Source organism: Zestomonas ipomoeae, from assembly GCF_057128665.1.
The window spans coordinates 25,531-43,485 of record NZ_JBSKHQ010000013.1; the positions used below are offsets into that span (position 1 = coordinate 25,531).

The 17,955-nt window shown below is 63.1% G+C and carries 18 protein-coding genes; 5 read left to right on the forward strand and 13 right to left on the reverse strand.

Annotation, left to right across the window (positions count from 1 at the left end; genetic code table 11):
• Positions 1 to 94: 94 nt before the first annotated feature.
• From ACWKV7_RS14830 to ACWKV7_RS14850, 5 genes are all read right to left on the reverse strand, one after another.
• The gene (locus ACWKV7_RS14830) at positions 95 to 538 is read right to left on the reverse strand and encodes a PaaI family thioesterase (RefSeq protein WP_483858459.1); all 444 of its coding nucleotides are present in this window, start codon (positions 536 to 538) and stop codon (positions 95 to 97) included.
• The gene (locus ACWKV7_RS14835) at positions 535 to 1,011 is read right to left on the reverse strand and encodes a PaaI family thioesterase (protein WP_483858460.1); all 477 of its coding nucleotides are present in this window, start codon (positions 1,009 to 1,011) and stop codon (positions 535 to 537) included. The genes ACWKV7_RS14830 and ACWKV7_RS14835 overlap by 4 nt, the downstream gene beginning before the upstream one ends.
• A 130-nt stretch (positions 1,012 to 1,141) precedes the next feature.
• Positions 1,142 to 1,531: an MAPEG family protein gene (locus tag ACWKV7_RS14840; RefSeq protein WP_483858461.1), complete on the reverse strand. Its 390-nt coding sequence runs from the start codon at positions 1,529 to 1,531 to the stop codon at positions 1,142 to 1,144.
• On the reverse strand, positions 1,528 to 2,265 hold the full coding sequence (locus ACWKV7_RS14845; protein ID WP_483858462.1) for a DUF599 domain-containing protein: 738 nt from the start codon (positions 2,263 to 2,265) through the stop codon (positions 1,528 to 1,530). The genes ACWKV7_RS14840 and ACWKV7_RS14845 overlap by 4 nt, the downstream gene beginning before the upstream one ends.
• A gap of 203 nt (positions 2,266 to 2,468) precedes the next feature.
• Positions 2,469 to 3,194, reverse strand: a complete 726-nt coding sequence (locus ACWKV7_RS14850; RefSeq protein ID WP_483858463.1) for a substrate-binding periplasmic protein — start codon at positions 3,192 to 3,194, stop codon at positions 2,469 to 2,471.
• 207 nt (positions 3,195 to 3,401) lie between these two features.
• On the opposite strand from ACWKV7_RS14850, the gene ACWKV7_RS23745 reads away from it, so the two are divergent.
• A complete protein-coding gene (locus ACWKV7_RS23745; protein WP_487249217.1) occupies positions 3,402 to 4,928 on the forward strand; it encodes a methyl-accepting chemotaxis protein in 1,527 nt (508 codons plus the stop codon).
• Between the two features lie 80 nt (positions 4,929 to 5,008).
• Complete coding sequence (locus ACWKV7_RS14865) at positions 5,009 to 5,740, forward strand: substrate-binding periplasmic protein (protein WP_483858464.1); 732 nt, start codon at positions 5,009 to 5,011, stop codon at positions 5,738 to 5,740.
• A 52-nt stretch (positions 5,741 to 5,792) separates the two neighbouring features.
• On the opposite strand, the gene brnQ is transcribed toward ACWKV7_RS14865, so the two are convergent.
• From brnQ to ACWKV7_RS14900, 5 genes are all read right to left on the reverse strand, one after another.
• The gene (gene brnQ, locus ACWKV7_RS14870; RefSeq protein WP_483858465.1) at positions 5,793 to 7,109 is read right to left on the reverse strand and encodes a branched-chain amino acid transport system II carrier protein; all 1,317 of its coding nucleotides are present in this window, start codon (positions 7,107 to 7,109) and stop codon (positions 5,793 to 5,795) included.
• 308 nt (positions 7,110 to 7,417) lie between these two features.
• A complete protein-coding gene (locus tag ACWKV7_RS23750; RefSeq protein WP_487249218.1) occupies positions 7,418 to 9,379 on the reverse strand; it encodes a methyl-accepting chemotaxis protein in 1,962 nt (653 codons plus the stop codon).
• 104 nt (positions 9,380 to 9,483) lie between these two features.
• Positions 9,484 to 11,118: a methyl-accepting chemotaxis protein gene (locus tag ACWKV7_RS23755; RefSeq protein ID WP_487249219.1), complete on the reverse strand. Its 1,635-nt coding sequence runs from the start codon at positions 11,116 to 11,118 to the stop codon at positions 9,484 to 9,486.
• A gap of 263 nt (positions 11,119 to 11,381) precedes the next feature.
• Positions 11,382 to 12,341, reverse strand: coding sequence for a PA2778 family cysteine peptidase (locus ACWKV7_RS14895; RefSeq protein ID WP_487249220.1), 960 nt, complete (start codon positions 12,339 to 12,341; stop codon positions 11,382 to 11,384).
• A complete protein-coding gene (locus ACWKV7_RS14900; protein WP_483858466.1) occupies positions 12,326 to 12,727 on the reverse strand; it encodes a PA2779 family protein in 402 nt (133 codons plus the stop codon). The genes ACWKV7_RS14895 and ACWKV7_RS14900 overlap by 16 nt, the downstream gene beginning before the upstream one ends.
• Positions 12,728 to 12,869: 142 nt before the next feature.
• On the opposite strand from ACWKV7_RS14900, the gene dusA reads away from it, so the two are divergent.
• Positions 12,870 to 13,850, forward strand: a complete 981-nt coding sequence (dusA, locus tag ACWKV7_RS14905) for a tRNA dihydrouridine(20/20a) synthase DusA (RefSeq protein ID WP_483858467.1) — start codon at positions 12,870 to 12,872, stop codon at positions 13,848 to 13,850.
• 98 nt (positions 13,851 to 13,948) lie between these two features.
• A complete protein-coding gene (tal, locus tag ACWKV7_RS14910; RefSeq protein WP_483858468.1) occupies positions 13,949 to 14,875 on the forward strand; it encodes a transaldolase in 927 nt (308 codons plus the stop codon).
• 53 nt (positions 14,876 to 14,928) lie between these two features.
• On the opposite strand, the gene rssC is transcribed toward tal, so the two are convergent.
• Entirely contained in the window at positions 14,929 to 15,411 is a 483-nt protein-coding gene (gene rssC, locus ACWKV7_RS14915; protein ID WP_483858469.1) for an anti-sigma factor antagonist RssC, read from the reverse strand.
• Positions 15,408 to 16,592 carry a two-component system response regulator RssB gene (gene rssB, locus ACWKV7_RS14920; RefSeq protein ID WP_483858470.1) on the reverse strand — a complete coding sequence of 395 codons (1,185 nt, stop codon included), beginning with the start codon at positions 16,590 to 16,592 and terminating at the stop codon, positions 15,408 to 15,410. Before rssB ends, rssC begins: the two co-directional genes overlap by 4 nt.
• 226 nt (positions 16,593 to 16,818) lie before the next feature.
• Here rssB and ACWKV7_RS14925 point away from each other — a divergent pair, with 226 nt between their 5' ends.
• Entirely contained in the window at positions 16,819 to 17,118 is a 300-nt protein-coding gene (locus ACWKV7_RS14925; RefSeq protein ID WP_483858471.1) for a PilZ domain-containing protein, read from the forward strand.
• 53 nt (positions 17,119 to 17,171) lie between these two features.
• Here the strand turns inward: ACWKV7_RS14925 and ACWKV7_RS14930 are convergent, their stop codons facing one another.
• The gene (locus tag ACWKV7_RS14930; protein ID WP_483858472.1) at positions 17,172 to 17,873 is read right to left on the reverse strand and encodes an MlaA family lipoprotein; all 702 of its coding nucleotides are present in this window, start codon (positions 17,871 to 17,873) and stop codon (positions 17,172 to 17,174) included.
• Positions 17,874 to 17,955: the final 82 nt, after the last annotated feature.

Sequence of the window (17,955 nt, forward strand, 5' to 3'; positions counted from 1 at the left end):
TCGCTGCGCTCCTCAACCACAACCTACTTGCCCAGCCGTGCGGGCAACTACCGTAGGTGGGCATTGAGCGAAGCGAAGCCCAACAAGGAACGACTCAGGACTTGTCGACTTTGAAGTGCGCTCGGGCGGTAGCGATGGGTTCGGCCTGGTTGGTCTGCCAGGCGGTGATCGCGACGTTGGCTACCCGTCGCCCCTGGCGCCAGACCTGGCACTGGGCGAAGGTGTCGCGGTAGTGCCCGGCACGCAGATAGTCGATGGAGAAGTCGATGATCTTCGGCAGGTGCGGAATGCCCATGAACATCAGCAGGTGCAGCATGGCCGCATGCTCCATGAAGCCGGCGATGACGCCACCATGGATCGCCGGCAGGATCGGATTGCCGATCAGGTCCTTGTTCGCCGGCAGGCGGAACACCATGTCGTCACCCAGGCGCAGGCACTCGATGCCGAGCAACCGGGCATAGGGCACCAGGCTCAGCAACGCGTCATAGTCGTTCTTCTCATGGGCTTCGCGCACCAGCGTGTCGAGGTTCATGCTCATTGCGCACCGCCCTGGATCTTGCGCTTGAGGGGAGCATCGCCCGGCACGCCCTTGCCCATGCGCATGAAAGTACCGACCACATGGGCGATGGGCTGCTGCGGGTCGTCCTGATAGGCGAAGCCACGGGTGAAGATGATGTTCGACGTGACGCGATAGCATTCGGCGAACCCGAACACATCCTTGTTCGGCTCGGCGGGGTGCATATAGTCGATGCGCAGGTCGAGGGTCGGGCAGACCTCGAACTCGGGCAGCACGCAGACGGTGGAGATTCCGCAGGTGGTGTCCATCAGGCTGGTGATGGCGCCACCGTGGATACCGCCGGTTTCCGGATTGCCGATGATCTGCGTGCTGTAGGGCAGGCGTATGGTCAGGCCCTGCGGGCTGGCTTCATGGACCTCCATACCCAGTACCTGACAGTGGCGCAACGCGGAAAGGAAGCGCCTGGCCTTTTCCATAATGAGGTTGTCACTCATCTCACTACTACCTCTGGCAGATGGCCGAAGGCGCGCATCATACCTGCGGTGTCTCGACTACAGGCAGGGCGGAATTGCCGCGAAACAGGGCGTATCGGCCAACAGCATCATGCCTGCGGACGGGCGGCGATCAAAGCGCCGGGCTGAGCATCAGCAGCAGGCTGCACAGCAGGCCGACACTCCATACCAGGCTGCGCTGCCAGTGGTAGTCACCCCAGTAGAGCAACAGGTAGAGCACCCGCGCGACGACGAAGGTGACCGCCAGCACATCGACCACCACACCATGGGTCTGCGTCACATGGGCCATCAGCACGCCGGCGGCGAACAGTGGAAAGGCCTCGAAGCTGTTCTGGTGTGCCGCCAGCGCGCGTGCACCAAAGCCGGTCAGGCGCGCCTGCTGGGCGCGCGGATTGCGGTTGTCGTAACCGCCGCCTTCATCGTTCATGGCCTTGGCCAGCGGAGCCTTGGCGATAAAAATCAGCAAGGCACTGATGAACACACACCAGAACGGCAGGGTCATTCGCTTTTCTCCTTGGCCGGCTCGATGGCCGGGGTTTGGGTATAGACCATTACTTCCAGCACATCGGAGTGGAATTCGCGGCGGTACAGCACGATCACCACCCCGGCGGTCAGCAGCATGAAGAACCACGGGTTGATGAACCAGGCGAGGATGGACATGCCGAAATAGTAGGCCCGCAGGCCGAAGTTGAACTGGTTGGCCGCCATCGAGATGACGCGCGCAGTGCGTTCCGCGAACGCCTTGCGCTCCTGCTCGGTGACGTTGCGCTCGCCGACCATCGGCGCCGAGCCCACCAGCACCGCGGCGAAATTGTACTGGCGCATGCACCAGCTGAAGGTGAAGAAGGCGTAGACGAACACCGTCGACAGGGCCAGCAGCTTCAACTCCGAAAGACTGCGGCTGGCTTCCTGTACGAATGGCAGGTCGGCCAATAGCGAAACGGCCCGGTCGGACGCACCGAGCACGGTGAGAATGCCGGCAAGAATGATCAGCGTGCTGGACGCGAAGAACGAGGCGTTGCGTTCCAGGTTGCCGATCACATTGGCATCGGCGATGCGGTTGTCGCGCAGCATCATGCGGCGCATCCAGTCTTCGCGGTACAGGTGTAGGACGCTGGCCAGGCAAGGGGTGTCGCGCCCTTTCCAGTTGGCATAGCGGGTGTAGCCGACCCAACAGGCGATGAACCAGCCCACTGCCAACAGGTGCGCCCACAGCCCGGAATATACGCTGCCCATAACTCCCCCCTAAAAGGCCGCATTATAGCGGGCAAGCCCTTCAACAGACTTTCACCACGCCGAAGCAGTATAAGCCGGTTGCAGGAAACATCTGTGCGCAACGCGACACGCCCCAGCAGACCGGGGCGCGTCCAGAGGTGGGATGTCGCGGAACGGCGCAGCGGCGCCGCGCCAAGCCGCCGCTGGTGCCAATAGGGCTGGCCCTACTCGAAACCGAGAATGCTGTTGTAGCGCCCCTGGGCCTTGAGTTCGGCCAGGCCCTTGTTGAAGGTGTCGAGAATCTTCGCCTGGTTCGGATTGCTCTTGCTGACGATCAGGTGGTACGGCTTGGTCTTGACCGGCTTCGGCGAATAGGCAATCTGGTCCTCCACTCCCGCCTGGCGAGCCAACTGGATGCCTACCAGTTTCTCCTCGGCCACCCCATCGAGTCGACCTGCGGCAAGCTTCATGTAGTTGCTTTCAGGCGCGGTGACCAGATCCAGGGTGTAGCCGCCGTCCGTGGTGATGAAGCCGTAGTCGTAGCCCACCACGCCGCCCAGGCTCTTGCCCTTGAGATCCTCGGGCGCTTGCCAGTCCAGGGGTTTGTTCTTGTTGTAGAACACCACCGTATCCAGGTCGAGCACCGGGTCGCTGAAGGCGAAATCGGCGGTGCGCTCGTCGTTTTGGCTCCAGACGATGGAGCCGTCCAACTCGTTGCCCTTGGCCATCTCGTAGCCGCGTTTCCACGGGTAGTACTCGTACTTGACGGTCCAGCCCTGGGTGGCGAACGCCTCGCTGACCAGTTGCGCCACCGGCCCGCCGCCGGGCAAGTCCTTGCCCAGGTAGGGGGCCCAGTCGCCGTTGGCCAGGGTCACGGTGTCCGCCTGGGCCGCCGCGCCGAGGGAGAAACTGCCTGCCAGAACTGCACATGAAAGGAGAAAGTGTCTCATTCGAATATCGCTCCGATACGGATGGAAAGCACTCTCACAATAGACCACCCCAAGAGAGGGCAAACTGCCGATCGCCTTGCCGGGCCGGGCATATCTGCTAAAACTCAAGGCAACCGGGCGGCATTCAAGATTGCCCTCGACAGGCCGACACCCTCTTCAGAGTCTGCCGTAGTGGCTATGAATTATTCCAACAACAGGCCTAGAAATATGAAAGACGCAAGCCTGAAGCTCAGAATGGGCCTCTATATCGTTGCCCTCATTACGCTCATCCTTACCGCTTTTTCATATTTCAACTATCAGAACATCAAGAACCACAGGACCACGCAGATAAACGAGTCCACGCTTCGCGTCAGCGAACGCCTGAAACTCTCCCTGCCCGGCCCTCTCTGGAACTACGAAAAGAGCTTCGCCGAGGCGGCGATAAAGTCTGAACTCAGCGACCCCAGTATTTCGACCATCATCGTCGTCAACGGTCCCAAGATCATCGCCGGCTTCGCCAAGGACGATAGTGGCGAAGTCGTGCCCGTCACAGCCATGCCGACCGAGACCGAAGGCTTTCTCGAAGAAGAAATCTTCTACGAGGATGGCAGCAGCAAGAACCTGGTGGGCAAGTTGCTCATTCAGTCCAGCGATGCCGGGCTGCAGGAAGAGCTCGACGGCCTGCTGCTGCGCTCCGTCCTGCAAACCGTACTGTTGGATATCGCGATCATCGTGATCCTGATGCTGCTGTTGCATTCGAATATCCTCCGTCCGTTGCACCACATGAATGTCGCCCTCTCCGATCTATCCAAGGGCGAAGGCGACCTCACCCAGCGCCTGGCCATCAAGCGGATGGACGAAGTGGGCAGCCTGGCCGACAACACCAACCAGTTCGTCGAGAAACTGCAAAACATCATTCGCGAAATAAAGGCCCTGTCCGAACGGGTCCTGCGCTCCAGCAATATCTGCCAGGAGCACGCCGAGCAGAACTCGCAGAGCATCAATGCCCAGCAACTGGAACTGGATCAGGTCGCCACCGCGATCACCCAGATGACCAGCGCAGTGGAAGAAGTCGCGCAAAACGCCAACAGCACGTCCCAGGTCACCGACGAGGCCAGCGAGCACGTCAACAAGGCGGTCGAGCTGTCCGGCCACGCCAACCAGGCCATCGCCGGGCTGGTCGCCGAAGTGGAGAAAGTCGCCAACCTGACCCAGTCGCTGGCCGAGGAAAGCAGCGCCATCGACAAAGTCATCGAGGTGATCAACGCCATCGCCGAACAGACCAACCTGCTGGCGCTCAACGCCGCCATCGAGGCTGCCCGGGCGGGCGAACAGGGCCGGGGCTTCGCCGTGGTGGCTGACGAGGTGCGGGTCCTGGCCGGGCGCACGCGCAATTCGACGGAGGAGATTCGCACCATCATTTCCCGGCTGCAGGGCTCGACGCGCAACGTGGTGGAAGCCATGGAGCACAGCCGCAACATGGCCAGCGAGGCGGGACGCGAATCGGAGGTGGTGCAGGAGTCGGTGCAGCGCTTCCATGAAACCATGCAGAAGATCCGCGAGATGAACACCTACATCGCCCAGGCAGCCGAAGAGCAGCACAGCGTGGCCGAAGGCATCAGCCAGAGCCTGGTGCGCATCTCCGGGCTGAATACCGAGAACACCCGGAGCATCGAACTCACCAAGACCGAGAACTCCACCCTGCAAGAACTTTCCGCGCACCTGGACAGCCTTATCCACCGATTCAAGGCATAGCCGGCAGAACGGGCAACCGCGGATCCGGACGGACAAAGAACACGGCGGCGTGACCGCCTTCTACCGTTGAGGAAACTGCAATGAAGAAACTGCTCGCGCTCTCCGCTCTCCTGCTTGCCTCCACCACCCTCAGTGCCCAGACCATCACGGCGGCAGGCGACCCCTGGCCCCCCTTCCTGGACCCCGACCATCCCCAGCAAGGGGTTGCCACGGAGCTCGTCAAAGCCGCTTTCGCCTCCCAGGGGCACGAGCTCAAGCTCACTTTCGTGCCCTGGCAGCGGGCATTGGATGGCGTCAAGGAAGGCGAATACGACGTCCTGATCGGTGCCTGGAAGACACAGGAACGGGAGGGTTTTCTGCAGTACAGCGAGCCCTACCTCTCCAACGACGTGAAGTTCATCAAGAAGAAAGGCAGCGATTTCGAGTATTCCGGCATGGGCAGCCTGACCGGCAAGACCGTCGGCACCGTGCGCGGCTATGGCTATGGCGATGAGTTCGAGAAGGCGACCAACTTCAAGAAGGAGGAAGCCGCCACACTGATGCCCAGCGTGCTCAAGGTGATCGGCGGGCGCATCGACCTTACCCTGGAAGACGAGGTGGTCGCCAAGAGCCTGATCAGCAAGGAAAATCCGGAGGCGCTGGATCAGATCGAATTCGTCGCCACGCCGATGTCCAGCAATGGCCTGCATGTCGCCAGCGGATTGAAGAACCCGAAGCATGACGAGATCATCGCGGCATTCGACAAGGGGATGGCAGCCATCAAGGCAGACGGCACCTTCGACGCCATCCTGCAACGCAACGGCATCAAGTAGGAAAGCAACGCGCCCCAGGCCCGCAATTGCTGGCTTGGGGCGGTCCGCGAGATTACTGGGCGAACGCCTGCCGGGGCCTGCCCAGCAGGCGATCCACCAGCGCGGCCAGCGCCAGCATGGCCAACACCGGCACCAGCCAGCCCAGGCTCTGCTCGGCCAGCGGCAGACGGCTGAAGAAGGTCATGATGCCGCCGTCATAACCGGCCGCAGCCGAGCCGTCGGCGATGCCGAACACCAGCGCCACGGCCATCACCGGCACGAATACCCGTGGCGGCGACTGCCACAGCGGCGACAGCAGGCTGAGCCCCACCAGCACGATTGCCAACGGATACAGACCGACCAGGATCGGTATCGAGACGCTGATCAGTTGCGCCAGCCCCTGGTTGGCCACCACCAGGCTGAACAAGGCCAGCACGATGACCACGGTGCGATAGGACAGCGGTAGTAGACCGCTGAAGTACTCGCCACACGCCGTCAGCAGGCCGACCGCCGTGGTCAGGCACGCCAAGGTGATGACCACCGCCAGCAGCAGGCTGCCGTCCTTGCCGAAGGTATGGTCCACGTAGAGAGCCAGGATTTCTCCGCCACTATGCGCTCCGCCGGCAATGCCCTGGCTGGTGGCCCCGAGATAGAAGAACGCCAGGTAGACCAGCGACAGGCCGACGGCAGCAATCGCGCCCGCCACCACCGAGTAGTGGGTAACCAACCGCGGATCAGTCACCCCGCGGTCGCGAATGGCGGTCGCGATCACGATACCGAACACCAGTGCGCCCAAGGCATCCATGGTCAGGTAGCCCTGCAGGAAACCCTGCACGAACGGTTGGGCACGGTAGTTTTCGGCGGTGCTGCCGACCTCCCCGGCCGGTGCGAACAACGCAGCACCGCCCAGCACCAGGAGCGCCGCCAGCAGCAACGGGGTGATGAACTTGCCAATGCTGTTGACCAGCTGTCCCGGATACAAGGCCAGAAACAGCGCCGCGGCGAAGTACGCCACGCTGTAGATCATCAGGGCGGACTCATTGTTGCCGGTGAACGGCACCACACCCATCTCGAAAGAAACCATGGCGGTACGGGGCGTCGCGAACAGCGGACCGATCGCCAGGTAGACGGCGACCGCAAACAGGGTGCCGGCATGCTTGCCCAGCGGTGCGGTCAACCTACGCATGCCGCCGCCGACCTGGGCCAGGGCGACCACGGTGAGCAGCGGCAAACCGACGCCGGTAAGCAGGAAACCCAGCGCTGCGCGCCAGAAGTTCTCACCGGCAGCCATGCCGGCGCTGGGCGGGAAGATGATGTTGCCGGCGCCGAGGAACAGCGCAAAGGTCATGAAGCCAAGGGCCAGCAGGTCCGAACTTTTCAGACGAATCATGGAGGGAATTACCGAAAGCAGGAGGTCGTATGTGCGGAGGGTTTCCCTGGAGGTTGCGGGAAACGTCGCCCATCCGGTTGGGACGGACCACTGCGGCGGCACCTGACCCTTGTGGGGATAGGCGCCGCGAAAGGCGGGCACCTTAAAGGAATGACAGCGGCACGGCGACCGACCGTGGTCGCGCCGTCGACTGGGGAAAAGCGGATGTCGCAAATTCGAAAACTGACTGACCGATCAACCCGGAGCTACGCCGTACGCGCCGGCACGATGACTCCAGGCAGGCAAGCCGCTCCTGGCGGCCAGCCCACTCAGGTCTGGAACTGCTCGATCAGGCGACTCAGCCGGCTCTCCAGCTGACGAATGCTCTGGGCGGCCGCGCGGGTTTGCTCGACGGTGGCGAAGGTGTGCTCGCTGATGCTGTTGGCACGCACCACCCCTACCCCGACCTCCTCGGCGACCTTGGCCTGCTCGCCGGCGGCAGAGGCCATCTGCTGAATGTTCTGGTCGATGGCATCCACGGCGGCGGTGATCGACTGCAGCGCCTCGCTGGTCTGCTCGGCGCTACCACTGGCATGGCTCAGGGCCTGCTGGCTCTCGCTCATCATTTCCATCGACGCCTGGCTGCGCCGCTGCAGGGTCTGGACGATTTCCTGGATTTCCTCGGTCGACTGCTGGGTACGCTGGGCCAGGGAACGCACTTCATCGGCGACCACGGCGAAGCCGCGTCCCTGGTCCCCTGCCCGCGCGGCCTCGATGGCAGCGTTGAGCGCCAGCAGGTTGGTCTGCTCAGCAATCGAACGGATCACCTCCATCACCGAACCGATGCGGCCACTGTCGCTACGCAGGGATTCGATCACCTCGGCCAGCTTATCCACCTTCTCCGCCAGGCTGTTCATGGCAGAGCGGTTGGATTGCACCCGCGCCAGGCCATCGCTGGCAGCCTGCCGGGCGTCCTGGGACAGCTGCTGGCCCAGTTGCGCGCTATGGGCTGTCTCGTGGGCGCTGGCGGACATCTCCGTCATCGCCGAGGCGATCTGGCTGCTCTCGTCGCGCTGCTGCTCGACATCGCGGTGCGCGGTTTCGGCGGAGCCCTGCAGGTCGCCAGCCGCCTGCTCCAGGGTACGCGACGCCTGCGCCACCTCGGCGACGGTCCGGCGGATCTTTTCGACAAAGGTATTGAAGCTCTGCGCGAGACGTCCAAGGTCGTCCTGCCCCTGCACCGGCAGGCGCTTGGTCAGGTCCCCCTCGCCTTCGGCCATGTCTTGCAGCATCTGGTTGATCTGCCCCAGCGCCCGCACCAGGGCGGCGCCGACGCCGTAGGCCACCAGCCCGCCGAACAGCAGGGCCGCCAGCACCAGCCCCCAGAACAGCTGGTTGACCTTGGCCACGGTGTCGTCGGCCGTGCTCGACGCCTCGGCCATGGAATCCATGATGCTGCCCTGCAACTGGCTGGCCAGGTCGGCGATCTGCGGGTCGATGCGATCCATCTCCAGCAGCGCGGCGTTGCGCGCCTCGACCAGTTGCACCGCCTTGGCCGCCGCAGCCTTGTACTGCTCGAGGCTGGCCAACGCGCTGTTGAGCTTTTCCCGAGTGCTGTCGCTGCTGGTGCGGTCACGCAGGACGCTGATGGTGCTCTGGGCATTGTCCAGTTCTCGGGCAAACGCCTTGGCCTGCTCGGGCTGGTTCTCCTGCAGGTACTGGTAGAGATACTGGCTGCCCAGTAGCAGATTGCGCATGCCGGCGCTGGAATAGAAGACGGCATCGAGATCGAAGTCCTGCTGCGCGTTGCCGAGAATCGAAGAAAGGATTTTCTCGATCGCCGGGCCGTGCTGGCCCAGTTCGCTGCCGACCAGTTGCTGGCGCTGCTGGCTGAGGGGCACCAGTTGCTCGCGGAACAGACGGCTGTATTGCTGATGTAGCTTCTCGATGGCTGCCAGCAAGCGTTGCCGCTCGGCATCGTGCAATTGCTCACCGGTGCGCTGCAACGCCTCGCTCACGCGCCTGTCGAGCTGGGAGAACTGCTGCTCGGCAGCCGCCTCGCCACTGCGGGCATATTGCCGCACGGAGAGCTGCAAACGGGCCATGCCGTCGGCCACCTGGGCAATGTGGCCCATGTTCGGCCCCAGTTCCCGGGTAACCACATGCACGCGGCTGGCAATGCTGCTCAGGGACAGCGACGACACGACCCCCAGCACGATCAGCAAGGTGCAGAGCACCACCGGGACAATGGCCGTCTTGTAGGCAATCCGCAGATCGGCGAACCAACGCATAGGCAACAATCCTCTGATACGACCGGCAACTGTCCATCGGTGTTATCGGCCGCGACTCGATCGACAAGAGGCTCGCTGCGGCAACGGAACACGAGCGGCAGTGGTTACACGCGGAATTGCCCCAGGAGCTGGCTCATCCGCTCGGCCAGTTGATTGAGATTCTGGCTGGCGGAGCTGGATTGCTCGGCCGCCAGGGTATTGTCATGAGCCAGGCCGGCAGCGGTGGTCACGGTCTGGTTGATGTCTTCCACCACCTTGGCCTGCTGCAGCGTGGCACTGGCGATCGAGGCGTTGAGCGCCGTCAGGTTGCGCAGCGACTGGGTGATCTGCGCCAGGCTTTCGCTGGCCTGGCTGGCCTGCTCGACGGTCGCCTGGGAGGCTTTGCTGCTGTCGTTGATCACCTTCACCGCCGCCTCCGAATTGCTCTGCAAGCGCTCGATCATCGCGTGGATTTCCGCCGTGGACTGCTGGGTCCGCTGGGCCAGCAGGCGTACCTCATCCGCCACCACCGCGAATCCCCGGCCCTGCTCGCCGGCACGCGCCGCCTCGATGGCCGCGTTCAAGGCCAGCAGGTTGGTCTGCTCGGCAATCGAGCGAATCACTTCCAGCACGCTGCCGATCTGGGTGCTCTCCTCGGCCAGCGTCTGGATCACCTGCACGGACTGGTCGATGGTCGCGGAGAGCTGGTCGATCTGCCGCAGGCTGGTGTCGATGTTCTGCTGGCCCTGCTGGGCTTGCGCTTCGGCCGTCTGCACCTCGCTGGCGGCCTGCTCCGCATTCTTCGCCACGTCCTGCACGCCATAGGTGACCTCGTTGATCGCCGTCGCCACCTGCTCCATCTGCTGCGCCTGCTGCTGGCTGTGCTGCAGGGTATTGCCGGCTACCCCGCCCAGGGATCGAGCCGCCTCGTCCAAGGTACCGGCGGCCTGCAGCGTCTGGCCGATGACCTGCCGCAGCTTCTGGGTGAAGGCGTTGAAGTGGCTGGCCAACGCGCTCAGTTCGTCGTGCCCCTGGGGGTCGAGGCTCCGGGTCAAATCGCCCTCGCCGCTGGCGATATCGGCCATGGCTCCGACCACCTCCTGCAGCGGCCGGGTGATACTGCGCACGATCAGTCCCAAGAGCATCCCCATCAGCACCACGATCACCAGGCCGATGCCGGAGGCGCGCCAGGCCTGCTCGCGGAACTGCTGCTGCACGTCGTCGACATAGACGCCGGAGCCGAGAATCCAGCCCCAGGGCTGGAACAGTTCGATATAGGACGTCTTCGGCACCGGGTCGCTGCTGCCGGGCTTGGGCCAGCGGTACTCGACCATGCCCGCGCCCTGGCTCCTGGCCACCCGCACCATGTCATTGAACAGCGCCTTGCCATCCGGGTCCTTGATCCCTGAGAGGTCCTGCCCTTCCAGCTTGGGGTTGGTCGGATGCATGACCATGCGCGGCCCAAGATCGTTGATCCAGAAATAGTCGTCGCGGCCATAGCGCAGCCCCCGGATCAGCTCCTTCGCCTGCATCTGCGCGTCCTCGCGACTGAGGCTGCCAGCCTGTTCCAGGCCGTGGTAATGCTTGAGAATGCCCACCGCGCTCTGCACCACGTGCTGGGTTTTCTCCGCCTTGTGCTGATACAGGTCGCTGCTGATCTGCCGCAGCATCAACACCCCCAGCACGAACAGCATCAGCACAGCCACGGCGAGAATCAGCCAAAGGCGACGGTTGATCGGCAGATTGCGAAGACTGCTCATGCTATGGCTCCTGTTCTTCTTATTGGCGCATTCCAGCCATGCAGCAAGACCCCGCAGCCCTGCTGTGCTCGCCTGGATATCGGCGGCGGCAGGCCAAACTGAATGACCATGACTATAAAGTCACAAACAGAATGACCGGCGCTGTTTAGCAGAAGGATAGCCGTGATAGCTATAAGACATCTAGCGAATGGATGTTCGCTTGAGAGACTCAGGAGGCAATAACGCCCGCTCAAGGGCGGGCGCGGTCGGCAGGGTCGGTGGATTCAAGGGCAGCTGGGCGGCGGTGCACATTGCCCGGGCCGTTCGACTGACTGGGCCGGCGCTGCCTGGAAGCGAGCCTCGCCAGGCGCGAGCCGCTGGGCGCACAGGCGCGCCGTCCTCGCCCCCTCCTGGCAACCGCGCTCGGCGAGCACCTCGGAAAGATTGAACCAGCCGGCGGCAAAATCCGGCGAGCGCAACAGGCTCCGCCGCAGCGCACCCTCGGCCCCGATGCGGTCACCGTCACCGTACAAACCATTGGCCAGCGCGAACCAGGCAATCGACGCCTCGGGCCAGTGCTCGGTCGCTGTCCGATAAGCCTCAAGGGCCGTGGATTTGCGACCGGTTTCCTCGAGATCGCTGGCCGCCTGCAACCATGGCCGCAGCCGGGCAGTGGCTGGCAGGCGATCAGGCGGCAAGGTGAGCACCGCCCAGTGCCCGGCGCGCTGCCAGGTGGCGACGAAACTTTGGAAATCAGTGACCCAGCGCCGCGTCGTACCGGAGCGCAGCGTTACCGTCTGTTCGCGACGGTCATAGCCCACCAATACTGCGTAGTGCCAGCGCGGCCACCAGTCGAACGCAAGATTCTGGAACACCAGTACCGGGTTGCCGGCCGCCACCTCGGCCAACAGTTCCTCCAGCCGCGGCTGCAGCGGGTAGACCAACAGATCGTGCGCGCGCGCAGCAGCCACCAGTTCGACCTGCAGGCTACCTTCCCGCCCGGGCAGGTATACCCGTTCCTTGAGCAAGCCCGGCGTGGTGAGCACGCCCCGCTGGTTGAGCATGGCGGCGAGGGCCGCAGGCCCGCACTGGTAGGCCTGCTGGGCGAAAAAAGGCACTTCGTTCAGCTCGACCCGCTCAGGCAAACGCCCGATATCCGGCGATACCGGCAACCGGGCGCAGCCTCCCAGACACAACAGCAAGACCAGGATGACATAACAACTGCGACTCACCGATTGATGCACTTGACGAAGCTGAAGAGATCGGTCGCACACAGCATGTCGGTAATGATGAAGATCACCAGGAACAACACGATGATGCCCACCGCGTTGGCCCCCGCCGGCGCCTCGCTAAGCTGCTGGTTGAACTGCGCCAGCTCGGCAGCGGTGAGGCTGTCGATGCGCTGTTCGACCTGGGCCCGGTCGACGCCCAATGCTTCCAGCTTCTGCTGGACCTGGCGGTCATCGAGCATGCCTGACAACTGCTGGCGGTCGACCTTTTGCTGATGCTGCGAAAGGATTTCCGGGGTGCCGATCATGGCCGCCTGGGCCAGCGGAATCTGAGCGAAGACAAAGAGTTGCAACGCACAAAGAGCGACGGCCAAGCGCCGCCCCCATGAGGAAGAGAACATGACGGTCTCCTTACTTCATCTGTTTTGCGCACGCCCCCGAATGCCCTGGGGCTCCAACCGGTAGACGATGGGCTGCGCCGCTAAGTTCCTGTTCGGCCCCTGCCTTGGGGTACACTACGCCTCTTTTGCTTTCCCTTGCCCCATGCCTCGCACCGACATTTCCCGCCGCTTTTCCGTTGCCCCGATGATGGATTGGACTGACCGTCATTGCCGGTACTTCCTGCGCATCCTGTCGCGCCACGCCCTGCTCTATACCGAGATGGTCACCACCGGCGCCCTGCTGCGCGGCGATCATGAGCGATTCCTGCGCCACGCCGAGGCCGAGTACCCGCTCGCCCTGCAGTTGGGTGGCAGCGTGCCGGAGGAGCTGGCAGAGTGCGCGCGCATGGCGCAGCAGGCCGGCTACGACGAGGTCAACCTGAATGTCGGCTGCCCCAGCGACCGGGTCCAGAACAACATGATCGGCGCCTGCCTGATGGGCCACCCGGGCCTGGTGGCCGACTGCGTAAAGGCCATGCGCGACGCGGTATCCATCCCGGTCACGGTCAAGCACCGCATCGGCATCGACGGTCGCGACAGCTATGCCGAGCTCTGCGACTTCGTCGGCCAGGTACGCGATGCCGGTTGCCGCAGCTTCACCGTGCATGCCCGCATCGCCATCCTCGCTGGCCTGTCACCGAAGGAAAACCGGGAAATTCCGCCGCTGCGCTATGACGTGGCGGAGCAACTCAAGCGCGATTTCCCCGACTTGGAAATTATCCTCAACGGCGGCATCAAGTCCCTGGATCAATGCCAGGAGCACCTGGCGATCTTCGACGGCGTGATGCTCGGACGCGAGGCCTATCACAACCCCTACCTGCTGGCGAACGTGGACCAGCGGCTATTCGACAGTCGCGATCCCGTCATCGGCCGCGCGGACGCCTTGCGCCGGCTGCGCCCCTACGTCGAACAACACCTGGCCGATGGCGGCGCCATGCACCACATCACGCGCCACGTGCTGGGCCTGGGCCAAGGGTTTCCGGGTGCCCGACGCTTCCGCCAGCTGCTCTCGGTCGACGTGCACAAAGCCGGCGATCCGCTGGCGCTGTTCGACCAGGCCACAGAATTGCTCGAAGGACATTGACCCTTCAGTCAAACAAAGCCTCGCGGTGAGAAGTCGGCCGTTGAGCCTTCGCGAGGGCTCGGGTAAGGTCAGGGGATCGCAAAGGACAGAGCATGCCCATGACCTCGAAACTGGAACGCCTCAAGCAATTCACCACCGTGGTCGCCGATACCGGCGATCTCGACGCCATTTCCCGCCTGCATCCGGTGGATGCCACCACCAACCCTTCCCTGCTGCTAAAGGCCGCTGCCCTGCCGCGCTACGCCAGGCTGCTGGATGATGCGGTCGCCGGTGCCGGTGGCGACTCCGGCATGGCCTGTGACCGCTTTGCCGTGGCGGTCGGGCAGGAAATCCTCAAGGTTATCCCCGGACGCATTTCCACCGAGGTAGACGCACGCCTGTCGTTCGACAAACAGGCGACGCTGAACCGCGCCGAGCGCCTGATCGGCTTGTATGAAGACGCCGGCATCGGCCGCGACCGGGTGCTGATCAAGATCGCCTCCACCTGGGAAGGCATCCGCGCCGCCGAACAGCTGGAAAAGAGCGGCATCCAGACCAACCTGACGCTGCTGTTCTCCTTCGCCCAGGCTGCCGCCTGCGCCGACGCCGGCGTCTTTCTGATCTCTCCGTTTGTCGGGCGCATCTACGACTGGTACAAGAAGGCCGAGGGCCGCGACTTCGTCGGCGAGGAAGACCCGGGGGTACGTTCGGTCACCCGCATCTATGACTACTACAAGGCCAATGGCTATGCGACGGTGGTGATGGGCGCGAGCTTCCGCAATCTGGGCCAGATCGAACAACTCGCCGGATGCGACCGCCTGACCATCAGCCCCGAACTGCTGCAGAAACTTGCCGATGATCCGGGCGAGTTGCCGCGCAAACTCAGCCCTGGCAAAGCAGGCGAGCCACGGCAGGTCATGGATGAAGCAGCGTTCCGCTGGGCCCACAACGAGGATGCCATGGCCACCGAAAAGCTGGCGGAAGGCATTCGCCTGTTCGCCCGCGACCAGGAGAAACTCGAAGCCCTGCTGGCCGCCAAGGCCTGAACGAACAGGTTGTACACACCGGGCGCGAGGCGCCCGGATAGGGGAAGCGAACGTCAATTGCGCTCGAGGGCGCTCACCAGGTCATGGAAGGCTTCGCGATTGGACTCGTTGAGCCCCATGAGGATTCGATGCGCTTCGAGCACCTTGGCCTTGACCACCTCTTCCGACTGATCCTGGGAAGGCAGGTCGGACAGCGCCTCCGGGCAAGGAATGGGGCGATCGACGATGTTGAACACCTGATCGAAGCCCATCGATTGCAGCAAGCGGGTGATGTCCGGGTGGGTGGTCACCACGGTGGGCAGCAGCCCGACCTTTTGCCGGGACAGGATGGACAACTTGGCCAGCAGGCCCAACGTGGTGCTGTCGATGCTGCTGGTTTCCGTCAGATCGATGACGATCGCCGAGAAATTCAGGGCCGAGAAGATTCTCTCGATGGTGGAATCCAAGGCGGAACAGAGCGTCAGGCGAATCTCGCCGACGAACTTCAGAACGAAGGTCCCGCTCTGCTCGGCAAACTGGATTTTACCGGTACTCATGCAAGGTTCCTGCTCAATACCAGCAAGGCGATATCATCCGGCATCTCGCCCAGCTCCGCCAGCCCGAAAACCTGACGCAGACCGTCTAGAGTGCCGCCCGCCGAACTCACCAGTTGCGGCAGCACGGCTTCTTTGTCTTTGAGTGTATCGCCTGGCAAAAGGTCCATGATGCCATCCGACAGCAGGGTCAGGCTGAAGGCTTCCGGCAACTGCAATTCGTAGTCCTGGTACACCGCATCGTTGAACAGCCCCACCGGCAAGCCGCGCCCTTGCAGGTAGCGCGCCTCGCCTTCGCTGTAGAGCACCGGCAGCGGCAGGTGCCCGCCGATGCTGTAGGTCAGCTTGCCGCTCTGCTCGTCGATCACGCCACCGAGCATGGTGACGTGCTTGCCCAGCTTGCAGTTGATCAGGCCCCGGTTGATATGGTCGAGCACTTCGGAGGGCTTGAACTCGCGCAGGACACCGCCACGCCGTGATTCGTAAAGCAAACGGGTGGTCATGAACTTGAGCAGCACGGTGACGAACGCGGAGGACGCGCCGTGCCCGGAGACATCGGCCAGGTAGAAAGCGATACGGCGCTCGTCCACTCGGAAGTAGTCGACGAAATCACCGGAGAGATACAGGGACGGAATGATCTGGTGGGCGAACTTCAGGCCATCGACCAGCCAGGGCGTCACGGGCAGCATGTTCATCTGCACCTGGCGACCGGCATTCTGGTCCTCTTCCAACAGGTGCAGGCTGGCCTGCAACTCGCGATTGGTGGCCTCCAGCTTTTCACGGTAACGATGGTTTTCCAGCCGCAAGCGCGAGCGATCCAGCGCCCGACGCACGGAATGCTCGAGCACCGCCAGGTCTTCCAGCGGCTTGATCAGGTAATCGGCGGCCCCCAGGCGCAAGGCCTCCACGGCATCGCTCATCACGCCAGCGCCGGAGACCACGATCACCGGGACCTCGACGTGCAGCTCGCCGATACGACGAATCAGCTCCAGGCCATCCACCTGTGGCATGCGCAGATCGCATATCACCAGATCGGGCGTCTCGCGCTCGAACACCTGCAGCCCTTGCAGACCGTTGCTCGCCTGCAAGACCGTAAACCCGCTGTCTTCCAGGTAGGCCGCGAGGCTCGCGCGTACGACCTCGTCATCATCGATTATCAGCAGCGTGGCGCTGGGATTCTGCATGGGGAGTCAAAACGACGCCGGGGAAAGGTTGGCATAAGCGCCAGGCCGGAAGCCGATGGCGCGCGCGTACTGGGTTCGCTTCACGGCGCAGACGGTACTCCCATCCGCCCGTCGATTCAAGCGCAGGCCACTCGTCCGCCGGACTTCGCTACGCTTCTTTACACCTGAAATCGGTGGGGGTTATAAGAAGCTCCGGGAGTGCCCACAGAACAAGAGGACCGAGTCCATGAGCCAGCACGATCAAGCCTACAGCGAGAAACGCGATTACATCCGCATGCGCCTTGAAGCACCGGTGGTGCTGCGGCATGCCGGGCGAGAAATTCCCGCGCTGTGCCTGGACCTGTCCAGCACCGGCATGCAACTGGAAGTCGAATGCAGTCTCAGCCTGGGTGAGAAGGTCAACGTGCACATTGCCTCGGAGCACAACGAACTCAAGGGTCTGGATGCCGAGGCCGAGGTGGTGCGCGTCATCGACCTGGGCAACGGCCGGCAGTCCCTGGGGTTGGCCATCCTGTCGATGACCTGATCCCTGCATATATAAGAAAGGCGGCCTAGGCCGCCTTGTTTATATCCCGCTCATTAGAAGTCGTCTTCGACTTCGCCGTCCTTGACCTTGAACTCACGGTTCTGCAGGTAGGCGTTGCGGATGAAGACGTATTTGTCTCCGGTAATCAGGCGTTCCGCCGACAGCAGCTCGGCACGTGTGTCGACCACGTCCACCGCACGAATGACGTTACGGGTCGGCACGTGGTCGATATGGGGGTATGGCCCGAGATAGCTGTCCGGCAGTTTGCCGAAGGCGTCGCGAGGCGTGCTCGGTCCGAGCAACGGCAGGACCAGGTAGGGACCGCTGCCCAGCCCCCAGGCGCCGAGGGTCTGGCCGAAATCTTCGTCGTTGCGCTGCAACCCCATCTTGGTCGCTACATCGAAGAAGCCCAGCAGACCAAAGGTGGTGTTGAAGATCAGCCGTCCGGTATCCACCCCGGCGTCGTGGAATTTTGCCTGCAGCAGGTCGTTGCTCAAGTTGACCACCTCGCCGAGGTTGCCGAAGACGTTGTGCACGCCCTCCTCGAGGAAGTCCGGGGTGACCTTCCGGTAACCCTGTGCCAGCGGCTTCAAGGCATAGGTATCGAGGGTGTCGTTGAAACGAAAGACCGGTCGGTTGAAGGCCTCCCAAGGGTCCTCTTCGGACGCCTGGGCAGCAGCCGGCAGCAGCACCAGGCAGACACAGGCGACCAGCCGCCCAATTCCTTCGATCCAGCTCGCGCCGGGCTCACGCATCGCAGACACTCCTCGTAGAATGATGCTGGCCTGCAGCCAGCGTTCAGGGCGCGCAGTATAAAACGTGCCACTGGCTTTGGGC

What these genes read in the sequence shown, in the direction of transcription:
- ACWKV7_RS23750 (WP_487249218.1), bottom strand. Translation starts at nt 9,379, where the DNA reads ATGCGTTGGTTCGCCGATCTGCGGATTGCCTACAAGACGGCCATTGTC.
- ACWKV7_RS14850 (WP_483858463.1), bottom strand. Translation starts at nt 3,194, where the DNA reads ATGAGACACTTTCTCCTTTCATGTGCAGTTCTGGCAGGCAGTTTCTCC.
- ACWKV7_RS23755 (WP_487249219.1), bottom strand. Translation starts at nt 11,118, where the DNA reads ATGAGCAGTCTTCGCAATCTGCCGATCAACCGTCGCCTTTGGCTGATT.
- ACWKV7_RS14925 (WP_483858471.1), top strand. Translation starts at nt 16,819, where the DNA reads ATGAGCCAGCACGATCAAGCCTACAGCGAGAAACGCGATTACATCCGC.
- ACWKV7_RS14830 (WP_483858459.1), bottom strand. Translation starts at nt 538, where the DNA reads ATGAGCATGAACCTCGACACGCTGGTGCGCGAAGCCCATGAGAAGAAC.
- ACWKV7_RS14835 (WP_483858460.1), bottom strand. Translation starts at nt 1,011, where the DNA reads ATGAGTGACAACCTCATTATGGAAAAGGCCAGGCGCTTCCTTTCCGCG.
- ACWKV7_RS23745 (WP_487249217.1), top strand. Translation starts at nt 3,402, where the DNA reads ATGAAAGACGCAAGCCTGAAGCTCAGAATGGGCCTCTATATCGTTGCC.
- ACWKV7_RS14845 (WP_483858462.1), bottom strand. Translation starts at nt 2,265, where the DNA reads ATGGGCAGCGTATATTCCGGGCTGTGGGCGCACCTGTTGGCAGTGGGC.
- rssC (WP_483858469.1), bottom strand. Translation starts at nt 15,411, where the DNA reads ATGAGTACCGGTAAAATCCAGTTTGCCGAGCAGAGCGGGACCTTCGTT.
- tal (WP_483858468.1), top strand. Translation starts at nt 13,949, where the DNA reads ATGACCTCGAAACTGGAACGCCTCAAGCAATTCACCACCGTGGTCGCC.
- ACWKV7_RS14840 (WP_483858461.1), bottom strand. Translation starts at nt 1,531, where the DNA reads ATGACCCTGCCGTTCTGGTGTGTGTTCATCAGTGCCTTGCTGATTTTT.
- ACWKV7_RS14900 (WP_483858466.1), bottom strand. Translation starts at nt 12,727, where the DNA reads ATGTTCTCTTCCTCATGGGGGCGGCGCTTGGCCGTCGCTCTTTGTGCG.
- brnQ (WP_483858465.1), bottom strand. Translation starts at nt 7,109, where the DNA reads ATGATTCGTCTGAAAAGTTCGGACCTGCTGGCCCTTGGCTTCATGACC.
- rssB (WP_483858470.1), bottom strand. Translation starts at nt 16,592, where the DNA reads ATGCAGAATCCCAGCGCCACGCTGCTGATAATCGATGATGACGAGGTC.
- dusA (WP_483858467.1), top strand. Translation starts at nt 12,870, where the DNA reads ATGCCTCGCACCGACATTTCCCGCCGCTTTTCCGTTGCCCCGATGATG.
- ACWKV7_RS14930 (WP_483858472.1), bottom strand. Translation starts at nt 17,873, where the DNA reads ATGCGTGAGCCCGGCGCGAGCTGGATCGAAGGAATTGGGCGGCTGGTC.
- ACWKV7_RS14865 (WP_483858464.1), top strand. Translation starts at nt 5,009, where the DNA reads ATGAAGAAACTGCTCGCGCTCTCCGCTCTCCTGCTTGCCTCCACCACC.